The organism is Corynebacterium sp. NPDC104732, from assembly GCF_055583565.1.
In genome coordinates, this window is sequence record NZ_JBVJNS010000006.1 from 131,138 (window position 1) to 150,760 (window position 19,623).

Consider the following 19,623-nt stretch of genomic DNA (forward strand, 5'->3'; position numbering starts at 1 on the left):
ACCATGTCCAGCCCCCGCTCATCCCGTTCTAGTCTGCCCACGCCCGGCGCCCTAAGTCTGCATTCGCGCACCGCGATCGCTGATCTGGAGCTGCTTGGCTGGTACAACCGGGATTCCCTCGACGTGCTCTGGGCGCTCTCTGGCGCGGGTGACGGTGATCTGGCGCTCAACAACTGTGTACGGCTCCACGGCGCCCTGCAAGAAAGCGGGCAGTGGCAGCTTTTCGACGCCCTCCTGCGCGAAAATCTCGCCTTTCGGGTCCGCTTCTTCGCACTGCTGGGCTCCTCCTCTGCACTAGGGGACCACATCGTGGCGAATCCGCAGGTGTGGCCCCTGCTAGGGGAGGAGCTGCCCACCCCGGGTGATCTCATGCGGGAGATGCTCAGCTGCGTGGAAGCAACCCCTGCCGGGTTGGAGGGGGACACCGCCGCCGACTCCCTGGAAACCCCGGGCACCTACGTGTCCCACATGAAGGTGGCGGAGGCCGAGCGACGGCTGCGTACCACCTACCGCACTTTGCTGATGCGGATCGCGGCACACGATGTGGCGGGCACGTATCCTTCAAACTCGCGACGCCCCGGCCAGCCCGAAGTTCCATTTACTGTGGTCTCTGGGCTGCTCGCAGATCTCGCCGACGCGGCCCTGACCGCGGCCCTCGCGGTGGCGGTGGGGCCTGTGTGTGGCTCTGCTTGTGGCGAGGACGCGCCGGGGCAGCTCGCCGTGATGGCCATGGGCAAATGTGGTGCCCGGGAGCTGAACTACATCTCGGATGTCGACGTCATTTTCATCGCGGAGCCCGCTGATGCGAAGGCCACCAAGATCGCGGGCGAAATGATGCGCATCGGCTCCAAGTGTTTCTTCGAAGTAGATGCTGCGTTGCGGCCGGAGGGCAAAGCAGGAGCGCTGGTACGCACCTTGGAATCTCACGTCACGTATTACAAGCGCTGGGCGCACACGTGGGAATTCCAGGCGCTGCTCAAGGCTCGCCCGATGACGGGCTACCTGCCGTTGGCAGAGGAATACGTGGCGGCGTTGGACCCGATGGTGTGGGTAGCGTCTGAGCGGGAGAGTTTCGTGGCGGACGTGCAGGCGATGCGCCGACGCGTGATTGACAACGTTCCGCAGGGGCTGCGGGAGCGCGAACTGAAGCTGGGCATTGGTGGGCTGCGCGACGTAGAGTTCGCGGTGCAGCTCTTGCAGCTGGTGCATGGGCGTAGCGACGAGAACCTGCGCGCCAAGTCCACGATCAACGCTCTAGAAGCTCTCGTTGCGGCGGGATATGTGGGCCGGGAAGACGGGCGCGTCCTGATCCAGGACTACGAATACCTTCGGCTGTTGGAACACCGCCTGCAGCTGCAGAAACTCAAGCGCACCCACACCATGCCTCCCGAAGAGGACTCGGCGAATCTGCGCTGGCTTGCCCGTACGACGGGCACCGTGGGAACCGGGGCGCGTCGCAGTGGCGAGATCCTGGCCGACGAATTCCGGCGCGTGCGCATGGACATCTCGGGGCTTCATTCCAAGCTGTTTTACCGTCCGCTGCTGGAATCTGTGGCAGCGTTGTCCGTCGATACGCTGCGGCTCTCCCCAGAGGCGGCAAAACGCCAGCTGGCCGCCCTGAACTACCACTTCCCGGACCGTGCCTACGAGCATCTGATCGCGCTGGCGTCCGGGAAGTCCCGCAAAGCGAAGATCCAAGCCATGCTCCTGCCTACGCTCATGGGCTGGCTGGCCGATTCACCCGACCCCGATGCTGGCCTGCTGAACTACCGCAAGCTTTCCGACGCCGCCCTGGACAAGCAGTGGTTCCTGCGGATGCTGCGCGACGAGGGGATCGTGGGGCAGCGACTCATGCATATCCTGGGCACGTCGCCGTACATCTCTGATCTGTTGATCTCCACGCCCGACGCCGTAAAACTGCTGCGTGACGGCGCGAACGGTCCGATGCTGCTACAAACCGACCCCGACACGGTGTCCACATCGTTGGTCGCGGCGGCATCGCGCCACCCCGACCCCGACAAAGCGGTGAAGGTAGCGCGCAGCCTCCGGCGCGTGGAGTTGACCCGCATCGCGGCCGCCGACCTTCTAGGCCTGATGAATGTGAAGGACGTGTGCGTCAGCTTGTCCCGGGTATGGGACGCAGTGCTCGATGCTGCGTTCAAGGCAGAGATCGCGGCGTCGACACCGGAAAGGCAGGAACCACCCGCCAGGATCGCGGTGATCGGCATGGGCCGCCTGGGCGGCCAAGAGTTAGGCTTCGGGTCGGACGCTGATGTCATGTTCGTCTGCCAGCCGCACGCAGGGGCTGAGGAAAACGACGCGATCAAATGGGCAATTGGCGTCTGCGATCGCGTCCGCAGCAGGCTATCCAAACCATCGCAAGATCCAGCATTGGAAGTGGACTTGGGGCTGCGACCGGAGGGCCGGTCTGGGGCAGTGGTTCGCACCATGGAATCCTACGAGCAGTATTACGAACGCTGGGGCGAGACGTGGGAGATCCAGGCCCTGCTGCGCGCTGATTTCATTGCCGGGGACGAACAACTCGGTAAAGCATTCATCGCGATGATTGATCGCTTTCGGTACCCAGCGGAAGGAGCATCCCGCAAAACCGTGCAGGAAGTGCGCCGCATGAAAGCCCGCGTGGACAACGAGCGGCTCCCTCGCGGCGCCGACAAGAACATGCACACCAAACTTGGGCGCGGCGCGCTCACAGACATTGAATGGACCGTGCAACTACTCACCATGCAGCACTCCCACGAGGTCCCAGGACTGCGGACCCCATCCACATTGGAGGCACTCGATGTCCTGGGCGCACAAGGCGTGCTGGCGCCCTGGAAAGTAAACACCCTGCGATCCGCGTGGCTCACAGCGACCAAGGCCCGCAACGCACTGGTGCTGATCCGTGGCCGGCGTACCGACGAAATCCCGCCGTCCGGGCCACACCTGGCCGCGGTGGCGGGTGCTGCTGGGTGGGGCAGGCACCAATCGCAGGAATTCCTCGACCACTACCTCAAGGTCACCCGACGAGCCCGATCCGTGGTAGACGAGGTGTTCTGGGGAGAACCAGCGTCCATCAGCGGACTGGACTAGTGTGGGGCGCATGGGAATCTCAATGTCACTGGACCTGTCCACAGCAACCCTGGCCGAGTTAGCTGCCTTGGTGAACGCAGCCCAAGCAGCCGGGGTTGATCCGGAGACCGCCATCCGGGTCACCGATGACCAGCTCACCATCGACGTGGGCGTCGTCACCCGCCCTGCTCCGCAACATGTGTCCCCGGTGGACCCGCTGCGCGACACAGTGCGTCAGGTCCTCGGCGAGGAAGCAGTGCGCGGCGTGCTGGATTCTTTCATCACTAAGAACCCGCCACGCAAACCATAGTTGCTGGCAAACCGGAAGGCTTTTCGGAGCCAGCTCGAAGGTTATTGTTGGCCTTTGAACAACTAAGTGGCGTGGAATGGATATCGATGTATCCAGCACGAAAACGATTCCACCGCCCCTCTGGCACACTCGTTGCCGTGGCTATCGTTGCCTTGGTGCCCCTCGCAGGACTAGCAGGAATAGCCGCTACCGTTGGCCGGGAAGGCGCAGCGATCGAGCACTCGATGCGTAGCGACGAAGAAGAGGCAACCTATGCGGAACATCTGACGGAGATCCGCCAGGAATTGGTCGTTCGCATAGACAGAGCAGTCGAAGCAGGAGAACTTACCCTAGCCGACAAGGAAGAGATTCTGGAGGACTTTGACGCAGGAACGCTCGCACCCCAGGGGCTGGCTGAAATGGGACTGGAACCAGCACTGGTCACCGTAGCGCGATAGGTTAGCGGGCCCTCCCACGGTTGAACCACACTCGGGTGGCTGCTAATCCTACGATTCCCAGGCCCCACACCACGAACATCGAGATCCACGCCACTTGGAACGCGCTCCAGGACCAGTGACCATCAGAGACTTGCGCCAGCACCGTGCCGATACCCTGCGCCGCAACCATGGCAGCCAGGAAACCACCCATGTTCGCCAGCCCCGTACCCGTTGTCACCACGGAATGAGGCAAGTTCTCCCGCACCGAATCAAAACCGTAGTTCGACGCCGGGCCGAGCAATCCCAGCAACCCAGCCAACAGGGCAATAGCGACGAAACCCCGGGGCTGCGATGGCCAGAAAAACACCGCTGTGGCACAAAACAGAATCACGGAGTAGGACAGGGAAAACAGCTCTCGGCGTCGTCCCGCGCGTGCGGACACAATTCCGTGCAGCGGACCGGCTAACACCGTACACACCGTGTTAATGACCAGCACCGACGCCGCGGTCGAAGCAGACAGCCCCATGCCTTGGGTCATCGTCGGCATACCCCACAGCAGATTAAACACAATGAGCGGCATGAGCATGGTGAAGTGGTTGAAAAACCCCATCCAGCACACCGGCAGACGCAACACATCGCGCAACGAACCGCTCTGCTGTTTCCGACGCTCCGCAGGCGCATCAGAGATTAGGATGCTGGCTGCAATCGCCACCAACACGCCCACCGCGCCCAGCGAAACAAACGCAGTCTGCCAGCCTCGCGCCCCCAGCAACGCAAGGAACGGCACCGCCGACAGGAACTGGCCAGCCTGACCGATCGCGGCGCTGAGCTGGGTAAATAGCGGAGTATGCTTCAGTGGGAACCAGAACGGCAAAATCCGCATGACAGACAGAAACGCTGTCGCATCGCCCGCACCGATCAGCACACGCGCGACAATCGCCACCGCATACGACGCCGTCAGCCCCAACATCAACTGGCCGACCGCCATCACCAACGCGCCAGCAAACAGTAACCGTCGCGCCCCAAACCGGTCGACCAACATGCCCGTCGGGATCTGCACGAAAGCGTACACCCCCACCTGCACGGAGGTGAACACCGCCAGCTGAGAGGCGTCAATGTGGAAGTGCTCGGTAGCCTCCACGCCCGCGACCCCCAGGGACGTCCGGCCGGTAATCGCCATGACGTACACCAACACCGCAGCGGTCCACACCACCAGGGCACGCCGGGTTAATCGTGTTCGGGGATCGACGCTCATTTGGCGAGTCGGGCGGAGACGATCACGTTGTAACCCAAGTCTTGCGCGCCGGATACTGAGCAGGCGATGAGGATTAAGCGCCCCGGATCATGTTCGTCGACGAGCTCTTTATCTTCGATGGCGTCGTATTTGTCGACGAGCCACGCATTATCCACGATCCACTGGCGGTTGTTGCCCGCACTGTCAGTCATGGTGATGCGCGAGCCGTTCAATTTGTCGCTGGAGTATCGGCCGACCGTGCCACCCGATACCGCAGGGACCTGTTCGGCTGGCTTATTGAGGTCCACAGCCGCCGTGACAACCTCAGAGATCGAGTTGAAGACGAGCTTCTGCTGCCCCCAGGCATGCCCGAGCACATACATGGTGCCGGCTTCCGGCTTGCTGGGGTCCACACCCCAGCCTTCTACCCAGCGCACCATGGTGTCCTGAGGGCCAGCGGGGTTGAGCGGCAGGACATAAGGCATGGAGTCGTAGGTCGCTCCCGCCACGGCAGCGGGGCCGTCCATGGTGAATGAGCCAGTGGCTGCGGGCGGTGGCCCCACGTTCACGGTGGGGGTGGGGGTGGGCGTTGGCGTTTCGCTTATCGACGGCTGTGGCGCTGGCGCAGTCTCTTCTTCCTTCTTGCCACAGGATGCAAGGGTGGCGGTGGTAATCAGGATGAGTGCGGCAGCGGTGATTCGTCTCATAGCTGGCTACGTTACCGAATATTCCCAGCCTTGGTGTCCATAGCGCAGTGTTTCCCCAGGGCGTGTTTGATGAAAGAACAACCTTGACCCGTGGATCCTGGGCAGCAACTCGAGTGCTGGGTGGGGCTCGAATTCCTCGTATCCTGCGGGTTCTTCCTCCGTGAGTGCCCGGATAGTGCCGTCCTCGGTGGTGTGGAGCGATCGCAGTGGCGCGGTGCGGGCGAGCAGTGAAGTGGCGACGGTGATCGCCTCCAGCTGCGTGTCGCTAACCTCTGGGAAGGCATTGGCGCGGAACAGATCGCAGAACGCACGTGGATTTCTTCCGTGCATGATAGTGATGGCAGCGAGGGTTTCCCTGGCCACCAGCTCCGCTTCCGGGACAGTGAGCGGGTAGACCGGCGCCCAGTCGCCCTGGCCGATGACGAGCGCTTGAATTCGTGTGCCCTCCAGGAGCGGTACGTCATTGATCCATACCCGGCCCGGAAGCCACGGGGATTCCGTGCGGCCGAGCACCACGTTGAGCAGCGCCACCCCGGCCACCAGGTCAGGCTCATACACATCCAACCGATAATTCTGAGGCAGGTCCACGGTACAGAGCGACACCATGCCATCGTGGCGAAAGGCCCAGATGTCTGTGCCATGGACCTGCACGTATTCTGGCCCCAACTGTGCGACGAGGGTATCCAACTGCTGCGAAGTCATGAGCCCAGTCTAAACTGCAATGGTGTGGAGACCAGACAACTAACGCGCACCGCCCTCGGCCTGGCACTTTTCACCATCTGCTACAACGTTGCGGAAGGTGGGCTCTCCGTATGGTCGGGAAGGTCTGCCGGGCTGGAGGTCATGATTGGATTCGGGCTGGACTCGTTTATTGAGTCGCTCGTCGCAATCCTGGTGGCCCTGCGCCTGGCCGGCCGGCTACGTGGCGAGCCCGAAGGGGTGGGGGAGCGCAAAGAGCTCATCACCCTGCGCGCAGTAGCCGTGAGCTTTGTTGTGCTCGCGGTGTACCTCGTGGTGGAAGGTTTTGCCGGGATTATCTCTGGGGAAACTCCCGAGCGCTCCTGGCTCGGCATCGCCGTCCTGATCGCGTCTGCCGTGGTAATGCCGGTGCTGTGGTGGGCGAAGGTGCGCGTCGGTAAGGCGCTGGGTGGCGACCAGCTCATCCTTTCCGACGCCGGTGAGACCAAAATCTGCCTCATGATGACGGCCGCCGCCCTCATCGGGATAGCCCTCCTCGAACTCACCGGCTGGGGCGGATTCGACGCCCTCGCCTCCTTTGTCATCGCCTACTTCGCGCTCGGCGAAGCCAAGGAAGCCTGGGAAGGCGAACTAGAGGAAAGCTGCAGCTGCCACAACTAAGCGACTATTTTTCCTTATCGCCCTCTTCCTTTGGCTTTTCTGGTTCCTTAGGCTTCTCTGGCTCCTTTGGTTGTTCTGTTTTTTTCGGTTGTTCCGGTTTTTTCGTCGGGTCCGCCTCTACCGAAGGAACACCGGGCTTCTTGTCGATCTCGCCCTCAGGAGCCTTCGGAGCCGGTGGCTGATCCTGTTGCGCTGGTGCGCCTGGCGCAGGAGCAGGAGCAGGAGCAGGGGCTGGAGCTGGAGCTGGTGCTTGCTGGCCAGGATTATTTTGTGAGCTGCCAGGCTTGTTTTCCGGCTTCTTTTCATCCGATTTTTCTGGGGTTGGTTGTGCCGTGCTCGTCGCAGGCTTCGATGCGCTGGTGGTAGGGGTGCTGGTAGCTTCAGCAGGCTTGGAATCATCATCCTTACCGCACGCCGTGAGAGTGAGAGCAGCTGCGGTGAAGGCTGCCAGAGCAATGCGAGTGCTGTGACGAAGAGACATGGTTCCCTTTCTAGGTAATTGGCAATATCAAATTAGTTATAGCTGCTCCTTCCTGCTGGCGTGTGGGGAAATTGTTGTTTGTGATGAAGTTGTGATCTTTGGGGTGGGTGGGGTTGCTGGTTGTTGTGGGGGTTTCTTCTAAAACCCGGGAAGCATTCCCCGGGTCTCGGGAGAAAAACGTGGAAATAGCAAGTGTGAAGTAGGGAAAGTTGCCGAAACCCGGGAAACGCTTCCCGGGTTTTATGGCTGGGCCAAGCTCTCGTCAAAGAAAAATCCCCGAGCCAAAAGGCTCGGGGATGCCCCTAGAAACTAGCAGTCGAAGTAGAGTTCGAACTCTTGTGGAGTTGGGCGGGTGCGGTTCGGGATGATCTCGTTGTCGTACTTGTACTTGATGTACGTCTGGATGAGGTCATCGGTGAACACGTCACCTTCGGTGAGGAACTCGTGGTCGGCAGCCAGGGCCTCGAGGGATGCTTCCAGGGAGGTTGGGGCTGTCGGGATGGAGGCAGCTTCCTCTGGTGGGAGCTCGTAGAGGTCCTTGTCCACTGGGGCGTGTGGCTCGATGCGGTTCTTAATGCCGTCGAGGCCGGCCATCATCATGGCAGCGAATCCGAAGTATGGGTTACCTGATGGGTCTGGTGCGCGGAATTCGATACGCTTTGCCTTCGGGTTGGAGCCGGTGATTGGGATGCGGACCGCGGCGGAGCGGTTACGCTGCGAGTACACCAGATTGATTGGTGCCTCGAAGCCCGGAACCAGGCGGTGGTAGGAGTTCAGGGTCGCATTGGAGAATGCGAGCACTGCGCCTGCGTGGTGCAAGATACCGCCGATGTAGTAGCGGGCCATGTCGGACAGGCCTGCGTAGCCGTTCTCGTCGTGGAACAGCGGCTTGCCGTCTTTCCACAGAGACTGGTGTGCGTGCATACCGGAGCCCGCGTCGCCAGCCAGCGGCTTTGGCATAAAGGTTGCGGTCTTCCCGTTGGCCTTAGCGGTTTGCTTGATGATGTACTTGAATGTCTGCAGATCATCAGCCGCGTGCAGCAGGGTGTTGAACTTGTAGTTGATTTCCTGCTGGCCCTGGCCACACTCGTGGTGGAACCGCTCGATGGCGAAGCCGGCGTTCCTCAGGTGGCGGGCCATTTCATCGCGGATTTCCACCGCGCCGTCGTAAGGGGCGTTAGGGAAGTAGCCCTTCTTGGTGCGGTTCTTGTAGCCGGTGTTCCGGGAACCATCCAGATTGTATTCCTCGCCGCGGTTCCACCAACCCTCATCGGAGTCGACTTCGTAGAAGGAGGCGTTAACGTCGGCGTGGAAACGGACGGAGTCAAAGAGGTAGAACTCGGCTTCGGCACCGAAGAAGCAAGTATCAGCGATCCCGGTAGAAGCGAGGTATTCCTCCGCTTTGCGTGCGACGTTACGCGGGTCGCGGGAGAAAGGCTCGCGGGTGAAGGGGTCGTGCACGAAGAACTTCATGTTCAATGTCTTCGCGCTGCGGAACGGATCCAGCATTGCAGTCTTCACGTCCGGCAACAAGTTCATGTCGGACTCTTCAATGGTGGTGAAACCGCGGATAGACGATCCATCAAATGCGAGGCCGTTCTCAGCAGCTTCCTCATCGAACATCGAAGCCGGGATGGACAGGTGGTGTTCCGTGCCCGGGACATCGGTGAAACGGATGTCCAAAAATTCGATGTTTTCGTCCTTGATGTACTTCACTACATCTGCGACGTTCTCAAATGCCACGTGGTGCTCCTCGCGGGTGTGGCCCGACAGGGGAGTAGCTCGTCGGGCCGGGCTGTTAATTGTCGAGCTAGGTGAACCCTATTGGTACAGCTAGCTACAGCACAGCTTTTATTCACTGGTGCATGTGTATCAGTGTACAAAGTTCACTACCGCTTACGCTAAATTGCGCTGGCATTTCGTTCACCGATACATTGCTAGGTATGTCAGAACCCAAGCGCAGCTGGATTGAAGGCCCTTCCATCCCCGGTGATTACGACGACCTTGGCCCCGGAAAGTGGCCCGGTGAAAAACTCGGCCTCCCCGAATCAGGTCCTGGAGCACTGGCATCTGTGCTTAGGCGATGCGGTGGCATCACCCTGGACTGGTTCTTTGCCATGTTCATCGCCATCATCATTCGTAATTCCACCGATGCGCTGGGTGGTGTGCCGACCCTGACGTTGATCATATTCTGCGTGCTCTCCGTGGTCGGCGTTGTTTTGTTTGCCCGCACCCCGGGCCAGGCGATGCTCCGCATGGGGGTGGCGCGCGTGGACGCCGAGGAACGCGTCGGACTCTGGCGCGCCCTGGTGCGCATCGCCCTCACCGTATTCTTGCTGCCCCCGATCCTGGTGGACTCCGACGGTCGCGGGCTGCACGATCGCGCGACCGGCACCGCGGTAATCCTAGGGTAGCGGGACCGAAATCGAGCGTACGGATGGGACGAAAAATGCTGAAAACGTCCCATCCGTACGCTAAATCCGGCGCTCCTACACTAAAGCGAAAAGCAAAACTTGCGCCATGATGATTTTGAGCACCATGGCTAGCGGGTAGACCGTGGTGTAGCCGATCGCTGGGAGTTCGTTGCGGGCTTGGTCGCTCGAGTATCCCAGGATCGCTGGGTGCGTTTGCACACCGGAGAAAATACCCGTCACGATGCCGAACGGCAGCCGGAGCACGAGGTGCCCCACAACGAGGGTGAAGAGGCACATGAACAGGGTGAGGATTGCGCCCAATCCGATGATGGTCAGCGATGTCGGATCAGACAACGCCGTCGAAAAGCCTGCGCCCGCGGTGGTGCCAATACCGGCGAGGAATAGCGTGAGTCCCAGGGTCTGCAGGATTTTTAGAGCGGAGTAGGGTGTTTGCCAGACGAACGGGCCGGTGCGGCCGAGTGCGCCGAGGATCAATGCGACCAGCAGTGGGCCACCTGCGTTGCCGAGTTTCAGGGTCATTCCGCCGGGGAGTGGTACGGCGATCATGCCCACGAGTACGCCGATCGTCAGGCCGATGAGCAGCGGGATCAGGTTAATGTCTGAGACAAGTTTGTAGGAGTCACCGAAGAATTTGGTGGCGCGATCCATCTTTGCGGCGGAGGTGACTACTCGGACGCGGTCACCGAGCAGGAGCGTCATGTCTGGGGTGGCGACCATGTCGTCATCGCCGCGGCGGATGCGGGTGATGAGCATGTCGGACATCTTGGGGCGGAGTTTGCTTAAAGGGATGCCCACGACATCCGGGTTGGAGACGAAGATGCGTCGGTAGTCGAGGCCGTCGTCGTGCGTCGGTTCGCCTGGTAGCGGGGTGCCAATTGCCTCGATGGCACGCTCGATCTCCTCCGGGGTGCCCACTACGCTGAGGATGTCGCCAACGCGGGCGCGATCTCCCAGGTCGGGAACGTGCAGGTCGCCATCACGTTCGCGGCGGGAGACGATCACTTCCAGCTCCAGAATGTAGGGAATGTTCGTGATCGCTGGCAGTCCGGGTTTATCCACCCGAATCCGCTGCGTGATCAGCTCCTGCATCGCCACGCCGGCCGCTACCGCCTCGGCATCGTGATCAACCCGGAACAGCTTGCCCAGCACGCCGATCACGATGATGCCCACCAGCACACCCAGCGGGTACGCCAGCGAATACGCCACCACCGGCAGGTCCGACATCGCAGCCAGCTCAGACCCTTGGAACAGCAGGGGCAGGGATTCCTTCGCCGCCGCCATCGCTGGGGTGTTGGTCAGCGCGCCGGTGAACATGCCCGTGCCGGTCGCCGCGTTAAGCCCGCCAAGCTTCACGACGCCATAAGCCAGAGCCGTGGTTGCAACAATGATGACCACGGCAAACAGGTTGTATTTCAGGCCCGTGGTGCGGAGCGAATGGAAGAAGTCTGGGCCCGCTTCCAGGCCGATCGTGTAGACGAAGAGAGCGAGCCCGATGATGTATACCATCGGCGGCAGCGTCACTGCGGGTTCGATGGTGGCGAACCCGAGTCCCACAAAGAGCACGGCGGCGACGCCTAATTTGAAGGATCCGATCTGGATCCGACCAAGCAAAAGCCCTAGCGCCATGATGACGACTAGGGCTAGTAGCTGGTTCTCAACAAAGAACTGCACTTTTTTATTTTCCTCGTTCAGCCTGACGGCGGGCACGTCGGTTCATACCAGAGACCTTAGCTCCCTTCGGGAGTGGTCCCTTGGGCAAACCGGGCTGGCCGGACGCATTGCCCACACTATCCATGGCTTCAATGCGCTGGGCCAGGGCGTACACTTCGTCCTTCTTGTAATTACGTGGAAGCTTCATCAGTTCCTTCTGCAGGTTACGCAGCGGAACTTGCCCCTCTCCTTCACCAGCGTACATCTCATAGATAGGAACGCCACCGGATACTCGGTTGAGGCGTCGTTTAGCCTGCGCCATCATCGGCTTCACGCGGTGCATTTCGCCTTCGCCCACCAGGACAATGCCTGGATTGCCGATAACACGGTGCACGGCGTCCATGTGGGTATTGGCAGCCACAGCAGTCTTGGCGCGCCACACCATGCCCACGCCGGACTTCAGATTCTCCAGCGCCCAACCAGCAGCACCCGGCTGGTCCTTGGCCTGGTCATACACGGAATTTTCCACTCGACGTGTAAACACAAACATCGCGAGCATGAACCCGAGCGCCAAGCCGATCGGCAGCATGAACCACTGCGCCTTGAAGAGCAAACCGATGCCGAAGAACACCAAGCCCAAGCCAAGGATCGACAGCAGCATAAGCGGCACAAGAGCCTTATCGTTCTTGCGCTGCATCTGGAACGCCTGCCACATCTGGGCGTAGTTCTGCTTACGTTGGGCTCGCTTAGCGGCCTTCGCTTCCTTCTCGGCGGCCTTCAGTTCAGCCTTCTTTGGATCTGCCATGACACCTACTTTAGGCCAAGGAGCCCGAATTTCTATATTGCGGACACACGTAGGTTAAGTTTTGGTTCGTGCTCGCGGACGGGTGCGCCTAAAAGCAGACAGACCGCCCCGCGAAAATGCGCCCTTGCGCAAGGTCTAGAAACCCGCTAGCGTCAACAAGCGGACTATTCATGGAAGGAAAGGGACGACGTGAGTTACATCGTTACCTTGAAGCTACACCTGCAGCGCGAATTTACGCGACCTGACAGGTGCATGTAGTCTACGAATTTTTCATTCTCAGTGCCGCCTGTCGATGTTGCAGGCGGCACTTTTTGGGTTTCTAGGGTGGCGGCTTGTGGCGTCGATAAGCGTGTGCTGACCTATTTTGGAAGGAATCCTGATGTGCAAAGTGATCAACTTTGCTTCGATCGTGGAGGATGAGGCGCTGCGGCAGGCACAGATCACCGCCGAGCTGCCGTTCATTTATCCGCACGTGGCGCTGATGCCTGATGCGCACGTGGGCATGGGCTCCAGTATCGGTACGGTGTTCGGCACGATCGGTGCGGTGATCCCGGCGGCGGTCGGCGTGGATATTGGCTGCGGCATGATTGGCGTGCGGACGTCGCTGGTGAAGGACGACCTGAAGGGCGACCTGACGCAGCTTCGCGACGCCCTGGAGGCCATCATCCCGCTCTCCCCAGGCAACTACAATTCGAAGGTCCGCTTCACCGCCACGAAGAATCGGGTGCGTGAGCTGGAGGATCTCGCGGCCGTGGGTGGGGTGAACCTGGAGCACTCACCGAAGTGGAAGGTGCAGCTCGGATCCCTGGGTGGCGGTAACCACTTCATCGAGCTGTGCCTTGATGAGCAGGATCGGGTGTGGATGTTCCTGCACTCCGGGTCCCGGGGCGTGGGCAACAAAATCGCGCAGAAGCACATTCGGGCTGCGAAGGCAGACATGCGAACTCGGCGTCGAACCGTGGTTGATCCGAACCTGGCCTACCTGAGCGAGGGAACCCCAGAGTTCGACTCTTACCTGCGGGATCTGAACTGGGCGCAGCGCTTCGCGTACCTCAACCGCGAGGAGATGATGGACCGGTTCGCGTTCGCGCTCCGGGAGTTCGCCGGCGACTTTGAGGAAGTCGAACGGATCAACTGCCACCACAACTACACCGTGCAGGAGGAACACTACGGCAAGCGTGTCTGGCTGACCCGTAAGGGCGCGATCCGGGCGGACGAAGGCGTGTCCGCACTGATTCCCGGTTCGATGGGCACGGCATCGTACGTGGTCGAGGGCCTAGGGAACCCGGAGGCGCTGCGCTCTGCGCCACACGGTGCGGGCCGGGTGCTGTCGCGTACCGCGGCGCGTGCCGCCTTCACCGCAGCCGACCTTGAGGCGCGGATGGGTGACATCGTGCACCGTCCAGGTGAGGAGTTCATTGACGAGATCCCGGATGCCTACAAGGACATTGATCAGGTGATCGTCGATGCAGCTTCGCTGGTGAGGGTCCGCCACAAGCTGCGCCAGGTGCTGAACGTCAAGGGCACCTAGACTGGTTTTATGTTTGTCGATCGCATTGCTGCCAGGACTGCGCCGGTGCGCGGGTATGCCTGTGGCTTGCCCGTCACCAGGTGCCTGGCTAAGCAGCGGCTGTGGCTGCGCAGCCCAGTGACGATCTTTACCGGCGATAACGGCTCGGGTAAATCCACCCTCATCGAGGCTCTGGCCTGCAAGCTGGGTTTCAATGCGGAGGGCGGTCGCCAGTTCGAGTTCCTGACCACCGAATGGACCACTTCTGAGCTGCATAAAGGCTTAGTGGTGGTCGGTTCGGAAACCATCCTGGGAGGCTATTTCCTGCGCGCGGAAACGCACTACAATGTCTCTCCCCAGTCGCGGATTCGTTCCCACGGCGAGTCCATCATGGACGTGGTGGAGGACAACTTCTTCCACAAGTGGCTGTACATTCTGGACGAGCCCGAGGCGGGGCTGAGCCCCATCCACCAGATGGCGTTGCTCGGCTACATTCACCGCATTGCTGCGGGTGGTGGGCAGTTCATCATCGCGACGCACTCGCCCATCATCCTGGGGATTCCGGGCGCAGACATCATCCACATCACGCCCGCGGGCTTTCAGCGGATGACCTTCGATGATCACCCGCTCTACCGCAATTACGCCAGCTACCTGGGGGTATGATGTTTGTTTCCAGCGTTTCCGTTCCGGCGTTCACCTCGGGCACCTACGTTGATGACCTCCCGGTGGTCACGGCGTTGCGCGAGCATGGGGCACTGCGCTTAACGACGCCCATCACCTTCATCGTGGGCGAAAACGGTTCCGGGAAGTCGACGTTGCTGGAAGCGATCGTCGTCTCACTCGGTTTCAACCCAGAAGGCGGCTCCCGAAACATGAACTTCTCCGGCGTCGACGCGGTATCTGAGCTGCATAGATATCTGACGGTGACGCGGCCTAGGAACCCGCGTGATGGGTACTTTGTGCGTGCGGAATCTATGTACCGCGCGTACACCTACCTTGACAAGATCAACGACGGCCGGCAACCCTTCATGCACCCCAACTCCCATGGTGAGGCGACGATGGAGCTGGTGCGCCACCGCTTCCACGGCAACGGGTTGTTTCTGATGGATGAACCGGAATCCGGGTTGAGCTTTGACACCAGCGTCGAACTAGCAGGGAAGATTGAAAAGCTCGCAGATCAAGGAGCTCAATTCATCATCGCGACACATTCGCCGATTCTGCTGGGGATCCCGGGCGCACAGATTCTGGAGATCACGGAAAACGGCCTGGGGTTTGTTCCCTACGATGAGTGTGAACTCGTACAGGCCTACCGAGAGTTTCTCGCCGATCCGCACGGGACCGCGCAGTACCTGGTGAATGGGGAGTGAGGGCGGGCCGAAATCTAGCGTACCGATGGGATTTTTCGCGCATGATTCGTCCCATCCGTACGCTAAATTCCGCGCGCTACTTGGTTGCTAAATTCCGCGCGCTACCTGGTCGCTACTGGGGTTTCCTCTGAAGCGCCGTACTTGTCCAGCAAGGACTGTGCTTCCTGGGCGGTGGATCCTTCGGAGGTTTCTTCTAGGTGCTTGAGGTTCTCCGGGAGCTGCTCGCCTCGGGCCTTGATGGTCTGGGCGTACAGCCGACCTGCGCGGTAGGAGGAGCGAACCAACGGTCCAGACATGACGCCGGAGAAGCCGAGCTCCTTGGCGTATTGGGAGTGCTCCACGAATTCCTCTGGGCGGACCCAGCGGTCGATGGGGTGGAACTTGATACCTGGGCGCAGGTATTGGGTGATGGTGATGATGTCGCAGCCTGCGTCGTGAAGCTCGCGGAGTGCTTCCCGGACCTCGTCGACAGTTTCACCCATGCCGAGGATCAGGTTGGATTTGGTGACCAGACCGAAGTCACGGGCTTGGCGGATCACGTCGAGGGAGCGCTCGTAGCGGAACGCTGGGCGGATGCGCTTGAAGATGCGGGGAACGGTTTCCACGTTGTGTGCGAAGACTTCTGGGCGGGCCTCGAAAACTTCCTGCAGCAGGTCAGGCTTGCCGGAGAAGTCTGGCACGAGGTTTTCCACACCGGTGTGTGGGTTCAGTGCATGAATTTGGCGCACCACCTCGGCGTAGAGCCAGGCGCCTTGGTCGGGAAGGTCATCGCGGGTAACGCCGGTGATGGTGGCGTAGTTGAGTCCCATTTCCTTCACGGATTCTGCCACGCGGCGTGGTTCGTCGCGGTCCAGTGGGTCCGGTTTGCCGGTATGGATCTGGCAGAAATCGCAGCGCCTCGTGCACTGGTCGCCGCCGATGAGGAACGTGGCCTCACGGGACTCCCAACATTCGTGGATGTTCGGGCAGCCAGCTTCCTGGCACACGGTGTGCAAGGAAGCGCCCGAGACGCGCTGCTTCATGTCCTGGTATTCCGGCCCGGTTTTGACGGAGGTGCGGATCCAGCGTGGCTTGCTCTCGATCGGAGTCTCAGCATTGCGAGCCTCGACGCGGAGCATCTTTCTTCCATCGGGTGCAACAGTCACGTAGGCCACCCTACACCTTTCGGCTGCCTAACCCCTTGCATGGGTCGGGTGCGTTACCAAAAGTATGGTCAGCGACGGTGAGTTTGCCGTTCAAGGCGTCGGTAAGCGCGGTGGCGAGGGGGTCGATGCACTCTGCGACGGTGACGTCCCGGCCGAGCTCCTCACTGAGGGTGGTGACCCCGGCGTCGCTGATGCCGCAAGGGACGATGTGGTGGTAGTACTCCAGCGTGTTGTTGCAGTTCAGTGCGAGGCCGTGCATGGCGACGCCCCTGGTGATACGGATGCCAATGGCGGCGATTTTTCGGTCCGCACGCCCGTTGGAGGCGGGGACCCACACCCCAGATCGGCCGTCGATACGCCCAGCGTTGTGCACGCCGAGCTGGCGCACCACCTGGATTAGGGCTTCCTCAACGCGCCTGACGTAATCCACCACGTCAACGGGGTCGCGTAGCTTCACAATGGGATAGCATACGAGCTGGCCTGGGCCATGCCAGGTGATTCGGCCACCGCGGTCCACATCGATCACTGGTAGCCCGTTGATTGGGCGGTCCTCTGGCTGAGTGCGCTTGCCGGCGGTGTAGACGCTGGGGTGTTCCAGCATGAGCAGTTGATCGGGCACGGTGTCGGCGGCCCGCTGTTCCGCGATGTCCGCTTGAGTGTGCCACATCTCTTCGTAGTCGCGCACGCCAAGCTTGACGACGTCAAGTGGTCCGTCACTAGCGCGAATAGAGATATCGGGGGCGGTGAACGGTGGGCGAGGAGCTGTCATGCTTTTGTAGCCTACTCGCCAAGTGCCTTTTTAAGGAGACCGCATAGTTGATCGGCTTCTTCGGACGAAAGTCGCTCGGCGATGATGCGGCAGGTGCTGAGATGGCTGGGGAGGATGGCGTCGATGAGCTGGCGGCCTTTTTCGGTGAGCTCGATGAGGCTTTCTCGCCGACTGCTCGGGTTGACCGAACGGGAAATGAGACCTTCGGCCGTCAACTTATCCAACCGGTTAGTCAGCGCAGACGCAGAAATGAGTACCTGCTCAGCGAGCTCTTTAGCGGTCAGTGGGGTATTTGCGCGCCGGAGGGTGGCCAGGACATCGAACTGCCATTGGTGGAGGCCATGATGGGCCAGGTTGGCGTCGATAAGCTGGCGTGCGTGATGTGCGAACTGCGCTGTGTATGCAGTAAGTCGCATGGGCGAGGCGTCTATCTCCGGCCGAGTACTGTGCCACTGAGCTAAGAGTTTCTCCACGTTAATTGCCATGGCTGGCTCCCAAAATCCAAACTGTTTGACATCGAAGTGTTTTTCACTTTAGCGTAGGGGAGACCTGTTAACCCAAACGGCGAAGGTGAATTGATGGAGTTTCTCAAGGCGTCGGTAGTGCCAGTGATTTGGTCCACAACCTACGTGGTCACCGCGCAATTTCTTCCCCCAGACCGCCCGATACTCGCCTCAATCCTGCGCGCACTGCCCGCCGGTTTAGTGCTGCTGCTGATCGTACGGACACTCCCCAAAGGGCAGTGGTGGTGGAAATCCTCGATCCTCGCACTAGCGAACTTCACAGGGTTCTTTGGGCTGCTGTTTCTCGCCGCCTACCAACTCCCCAACGGCGTCGCCGCCGTGCTCACCAACACCTCACCATTGGTGGTCATGATTCTTGCTCCGTTTTTGTTGGGAGTTCGCGTCACCAGGATCCAGATCGGGGCGGGACTTATCGCCGTCCTTGGTGTCGCAGGACTGACCCTCACCGGGCCCGTCGCACTCTCACCTCTTGGGGTTGTTGCTGGCTTGGGAGCAAGTGCCTGCATCGGAGCAGGTACCGTGCTTGCGAAACGCTGGGGACGCCCCGATGACGTACCAGAAATCGCCGTGACCAGCTGGCAGCTCACCCTCGGTGGGTTATTCCTCGTGCCGTTTCTTGCCTGGGAAGGGTTGCCTGAGCGCCTCACCTGGGTAAACATCGCTGGCTATGCGTATCTGTCGATCTTCGGCGCACTCATCGCCTACATCATCTGGTTCAGCGCCCTGGCACTGCTCGACGCCGTGCGGGTGGCTCTCCTCGCTCCTATCACCCCTTTGTGCGCCACCCTCATCGCTGTCGTTTTCGTACACGAACGTCTGAGCTCCTTGCAATGGGTCGGAGGCGCTCTCGTGGTAGCGTCGTTGGCCGCAACCCAGCTGCTCCCAGCGCTGATAAGAAAGAGGACACAACAGTAGGTTTTCTCTACACTTGGCTATTATCAGCGATGGGAGAAAACATGGCAATCTACGGCGAACTGTTTCAAAAATTCGAAGAAAACCAATCCACTGACCAATTCGTGCAGCAGAACCGGAAGCTGCTCAAGCTCAACCTGTCCCAAGGCCCCATTCAAGCCAAAGTCGGATCGATGGTCGCCTATCAAGGCGATGTTCGCTTTCAAAACAAGGGCTCTGGCACCCTCGGAAAAATGTTTAAAAAACACGTCACTGGTGAAGGCGTGGAAATGATGGAGATCTCCGGTACCGGTCAGGTGTTCCTCGCTGATCTGGCACAGGAAGTACAAATCTTCTCCTTGGACAATGACACAGTGTCCGTCAACGGAAATAACGTCCTCGCGTTTTCCTCCACCATTAATTGGGACGTCCACCGAGTAAAGGGAGGCGCAGTGATGACCGGAGGCCTGTTCAACGTTTCCTTGCATGGCACCGGCTTCGTGGCCATCACCACCGAAGGCGAACCCATGGCCTTGAACGTCTCCGAAGCCCCCACCTTCGCCGACCCCCAAGCGGCAGTCCTATGGACAGGTGGCGTGAACATGCAGGTGAAAACCGACTTCTCCGGGGGCCTGCGCTCCATGATCCACGGCGGAACTGGTGAAGCTTTCCAACTCGCCTTTGGCGGTCACGGCATCGTGGTCATCCAGCCATCCGAAGGGGAGAAATGGAACAAGCTCGCCACAGACGCCGGAACCACGTCCGGAAAAATGCTGGGGAGCTTGTTCGACTAAACGGCCGGAGTAGAAAGCGACGATGCTAAGTCTGAGAAGATGGCGCCGATTTCGTAGTAATGGGCTCTTCCGGTTTTAGAGTGCGTTGATCTTGTCCTGTAGTTGTCCGGAGTGGATCAGGCACCGCAAGATGTAGTGGTTGAGGTTTCGGAATCCC

20 protein-coding genes are annotated in these 19,623 nt (G+C 60.3%); 10 read left to right on the plus strand and 10 right to left on the minus strand.

The genetic code is table 11. The annotated features are described in order from the left end of the window. The first annotated feature begins 3 nt into the window (after window positions 1-3). The 3 genes from ACZ6ZO_RS06370 to ACZ6ZO_RS06380 all read left to right on the plus strand — a co-directional run bounded on the left by ACZ6ZO_RS06370 (window position 4) and on the right by ACZ6ZO_RS06380 (window position 3,816). The gene (locus ACZ6ZO_RS06370; protein WP_465291379.1) at window positions 4-3,090 is read left to right on the plus strand and encodes a bifunctional [glutamine synthetase] adenylyltransferase/[glutamine synthetase]-adenylyl-L-tyrosine phosphorylase; all 3,087 of its coding nucleotides are present in this window, start codon (window positions 4-6) and stop codon (window positions 3,088-3,090) included. A gap of 10 nt (window positions 3,091-3,100) precedes the next feature. Beyond that, window positions 3,101-3,379 (plus strand): hypothetical protein, encoded by a 279-nt coding sequence (locus ACZ6ZO_RS06375; protein WP_182385762.1) that lies wholly within the window; start codon window positions 3,101-3,103, stop codon window positions 3,377-3,379. Window positions 3,380-3,516: 137 nt separating this feature from the next. Further along, window positions 3,517-3,816 carry a hypothetical protein gene (locus ACZ6ZO_RS06380; protein WP_182385763.1) on the plus strand — a complete coding sequence of 100 codons (300 nt, stop codon included), beginning with the start codon at window positions 3,517-3,519 and terminating at the stop codon, window positions 3,814-3,816. Between the two features lies 1 nt (window position 3,817). Here ACZ6ZO_RS06380 and ACZ6ZO_RS06385 read toward each other — a convergent pair whose 3' ends face one another. The 3 genes from ACZ6ZO_RS06385 to ACZ6ZO_RS06395 are packed head-to-tail and all read right to left on the minus strand — an operon-like array spanning window position 3,818 to window position 6,438. Further along, the gene (locus ACZ6ZO_RS06385) at window positions 3,818-5,050 is read right to left on the minus strand and encodes an MFS transporter (RefSeq protein ID WP_465291382.1); all 1,233 of its coding nucleotides are present in this window, start codon (window positions 5,048-5,050) and stop codon (window positions 3,818-3,820) included. Next, a complete protein-coding gene (locus tag ACZ6ZO_RS06390) occupies window positions 5,047-5,736 on the minus strand; it encodes a sortase family protein (RefSeq protein WP_465291384.1) in 690 nt (229 codons plus the stop codon). Before ACZ6ZO_RS06390 ends, ACZ6ZO_RS06385 begins: the two co-directional genes overlap by 4 nt. 6 nt (window positions 5,737-5,742) lie before the next feature. After that, window positions 5,743-6,438 (minus strand): hypothetical protein, encoded by a 696-nt coding sequence (locus ACZ6ZO_RS06395; RefSeq protein ID WP_465291386.1) that lies wholly within the window; start codon window positions 6,436-6,438, stop codon window positions 5,743-5,745. A gap of 24 nt (window positions 6,439-6,462) precedes the next feature. Between ACZ6ZO_RS06395 and ACZ6ZO_RS06400 the strand changes: the two genes are divergently transcribed. Beyond that, window positions 6,463-7,095 carry a cation efflux transmembrane domain-containing protein gene (locus ACZ6ZO_RS06400; protein ID WP_465291388.1) on the plus strand — a complete coding sequence of 211 codons (633 nt, stop codon included), beginning with the start codon at window positions 6,463-6,465 and terminating at the stop codon, window positions 7,093-7,095. 4 nt (window positions 7,096-7,099) lie between these two features. Here the strand turns inward: ACZ6ZO_RS06400 and ACZ6ZO_RS06405 are convergent, their stop codons facing one another. After that, window positions 7,100-7,576, minus strand: coding sequence for a hypothetical protein (locus ACZ6ZO_RS06405; RefSeq protein WP_465291390.1), 477 nt, complete (start codon window positions 7,574-7,576; stop codon window positions 7,100-7,102). A gap of 309 nt (window positions 7,577-7,885) precedes the next feature. Further along, window positions 7,886-9,319, minus strand: a complete 1,434-nt coding sequence (gene glnA, locus ACZ6ZO_RS06410; RefSeq protein WP_465291392.1) for a type I glutamate--ammonia ligase — start codon at window positions 9,317-9,319, stop codon at window positions 7,886-7,888. A 200-nt stretch (window positions 9,320-9,519) separates the two neighbouring features. Here glnA and ACZ6ZO_RS06415 point away from each other — a divergent pair, with 200 nt between their 5' ends. Continuing rightward, window positions 9,520-9,990 (plus strand): RDD family protein, encoded by a 471-nt coding sequence (locus ACZ6ZO_RS06415; RefSeq protein WP_465291394.1) that lies wholly within the window; start codon window positions 9,520-9,522, stop codon window positions 9,988-9,990. A gap of 75 nt (window positions 9,991-10,065) precedes the next feature. Here ACZ6ZO_RS06415 and ACZ6ZO_RS06420 read toward each other — a convergent pair whose 3' ends face one another. Next, on the minus strand, window positions 10,066-11,682 hold the full coding sequence (locus ACZ6ZO_RS06420) for an aspartate:alanine exchanger family transporter (RefSeq protein ID WP_465291396.1): 1,617 nt from the start codon (window positions 11,680-11,682) through the stop codon (window positions 10,066-10,068). A gap of 4 nt (window positions 11,683-11,686) precedes the next feature. Continuing rightward, window positions 11,687-12,466, minus strand: coding sequence for a DUF4191 domain-containing protein (locus ACZ6ZO_RS06425; RefSeq protein ID WP_208767768.1), 780 nt, complete (start codon window positions 12,464-12,466; stop codon window positions 11,687-11,689). 379 nt (window positions 12,467-12,845) lie between these two features. On the opposite strand from ACZ6ZO_RS06425, the gene ACZ6ZO_RS06430 reads away from it, so the two are divergent. The 3 genes from ACZ6ZO_RS06430 to ACZ6ZO_RS06440 are packed head-to-tail and all read left to right on the plus strand — an operon-like array spanning window position 12,846 to window position 15,343. Next, the gene (locus ACZ6ZO_RS06430; RefSeq protein ID WP_465291398.1) at window positions 12,846-13,997 is read left to right on the plus strand and encodes an RtcB family protein; all 1,152 of its coding nucleotides are present in this window, start codon (window positions 12,846-12,848) and stop codon (window positions 13,995-13,997) included. A 9-nt stretch (window positions 13,998-14,006) separates the two neighbouring features. After that, window positions 14,007-14,639 carry an AAA family ATPase gene (locus ACZ6ZO_RS06435; protein WP_465291400.1) on the plus strand — a complete coding sequence of 211 codons (633 nt, stop codon included), beginning with the start codon at window positions 14,007-14,009 and terminating at the stop codon, window positions 14,637-14,639. Continuing rightward, on the plus strand, window positions 14,636-15,343 hold the full coding sequence (locus ACZ6ZO_RS06440; protein WP_465291402.1) for an AAA family ATPase: 708 nt from the start codon (window positions 14,636-14,638) through the stop codon (window positions 15,341-15,343). The genes ACZ6ZO_RS06435 and ACZ6ZO_RS06440 overlap by 4 nt, the downstream gene beginning before the upstream one ends. A 101-nt stretch (window positions 15,344-15,444) precedes the next feature. Here the strand turns inward: ACZ6ZO_RS06440 and lipA are convergent, their stop codons facing one another. From lipA to ACZ6ZO_RS06455, 3 genes are read right to left on the minus strand one after another with little or no spacing between them, the layout of a single operon-like run. Beyond that, a complete protein-coding gene (gene lipA / locus ACZ6ZO_RS06445) occupies window positions 15,445-16,488 on the minus strand; it encodes a lipoyl synthase (RefSeq protein ID WP_465291404.1) in 1,044 nt (347 codons plus the stop codon). A 10-nt stretch (window positions 16,489-16,498) separates the two neighbouring features. Continuing rightward, complete coding sequence (gene lipB / locus ACZ6ZO_RS06450) at window positions 16,499-17,257, minus strand: lipoyl(octanoyl) transferase LipB (RefSeq protein WP_465291406.1); 759 nt, start codon at window positions 17,255-17,257, stop codon at window positions 16,499-16,501. An 11-nt stretch (window positions 17,258-17,268) separates the two neighbouring features. Continuing rightward, entirely contained in the window at window positions 17,269-17,742 is a 474-nt protein-coding gene (locus ACZ6ZO_RS06455; RefSeq protein WP_465291408.1) for a MarR family winged helix-turn-helix transcriptional regulator, read from the minus strand. Window positions 17,743-17,835: 93 nt separating this feature from the next. On the opposite strand from ACZ6ZO_RS06455, the gene ACZ6ZO_RS06460 reads away from it, so the two are divergent. Further along, entirely contained in the window at window positions 17,836-18,696 is an 861-nt protein-coding gene (locus ACZ6ZO_RS06460; protein WP_465291410.1) for an EamA family transporter, read from the plus strand. Window positions 18,697-18,737: 41 nt separating this feature from the next. Then, window positions 18,738-19,466 carry an AIM24 family protein gene (locus ACZ6ZO_RS06465; protein WP_465291412.1) on the plus strand — a complete coding sequence of 243 codons (729 nt, stop codon included), beginning with the start codon at window positions 18,738-18,740 and terminating at the stop codon, window positions 19,464-19,466. Window positions 19,467-19,623: the final 157 nt, after the last annotated feature.

What these genes read in the sequence shown, in the direction of transcription:
- ACZ6ZO_RS06460 (WP_465291410.1), top strand. Translation starts at nt 17,836, where the DNA reads ATGGAGTTTCTCAAGGCGTCGGTAGTGCCAGTGATTTGGTCCACAACC.
- ACZ6ZO_RS06390 (WP_465291384.1), bottom strand. Translation starts at nt 5,736, where the DNA reads ATGAGACGAATCACCGCTGCCGCACTCATCCTGATTACCACCGCCACC.
- lipB (WP_465291406.1), bottom strand. Translation starts at nt 17,257, where the DNA reads ATGACAGCTCCTCGCCCACCGTTCACCGCCCCCGATATCTCTATTCGC.
- ACZ6ZO_RS06405 (WP_465291390.1), bottom strand. Translation starts at nt 7,576, where the DNA reads ATGTCTCTTCGTCACAGCACTCGCATTGCTCTGGCAGCCTTCACCGCA.
- ACZ6ZO_RS06440 (WP_465291402.1), top strand. Translation starts at nt 14,636, where the DNA reads ATGATGTTTGTTTCCAGCGTTTCCGTTCCGGCGTTCACCTCGGGCACC.
- ACZ6ZO_RS06375 (WP_182385762.1), top strand. Translation starts at nt 3,101, where the DNA reads ATGGGAATCTCAATGTCACTGGACCTGTCCACAGCAACCCTGGCCGAG.
- ACZ6ZO_RS06425 (WP_208767768.1), bottom strand. Translation starts at nt 12,466, where the DNA reads ATGGCAGATCCAAAGAAGGCTGAACTGAAGGCCGCCGAGAAGGAAGCG.
- ACZ6ZO_RS06430 (WP_465291398.1), top strand. Translation starts at nt 12,846, where the DNA reads ATGTGCAAAGTGATCAACTTTGCTTCGATCGTGGAGGATGAGGCGCTG.
- ACZ6ZO_RS06455 (WP_465291408.1), bottom strand. Translation starts at nt 17,742, where the DNA reads ATGGCAATTAACGTGGAGAAACTCTTAGCTCAGTGGCACAGTACTCGG.
- ACZ6ZO_RS06385 (WP_465291382.1), bottom strand. Translation starts at nt 5,050, where the DNA reads ATGAGCGTCGATCCCCGAACACGATTAACCCGGCGTGCCCTGGTGGTG.
- ACZ6ZO_RS06370 (WP_465291379.1), top strand. Translation starts at nt 4, where the DNA reads ATGTCCAGCCCCCGCTCATCCCGTTCTAGTCTGCCCACGCCCGGCGCC.
- ACZ6ZO_RS06435 (WP_465291400.1), top strand. Translation starts at nt 14,007, where the DNA reads ATGTTTGTCGATCGCATTGCTGCCAGGACTGCGCCGGTGCGCGGGTAT.
- ACZ6ZO_RS06395 (WP_465291386.1), bottom strand. Translation starts at nt 6,438, where the DNA reads ATGACTTCGCAGCAGTTGGATACCCTCGTCGCACAGTTGGGGCCAGAA.
- ACZ6ZO_RS06465 (WP_465291412.1), top strand. Translation starts at nt 18,738, where the DNA reads ATGGCAATCTACGGCGAACTGTTTCAAAAATTCGAAGAAAACCAATCC.
- ACZ6ZO_RS06415 (WP_465291394.1), top strand. Translation starts at nt 9,520, where the DNA reads ATGTCAGAACCCAAGCGCAGCTGGATTGAAGGCCCTTCCATCCCCGGT.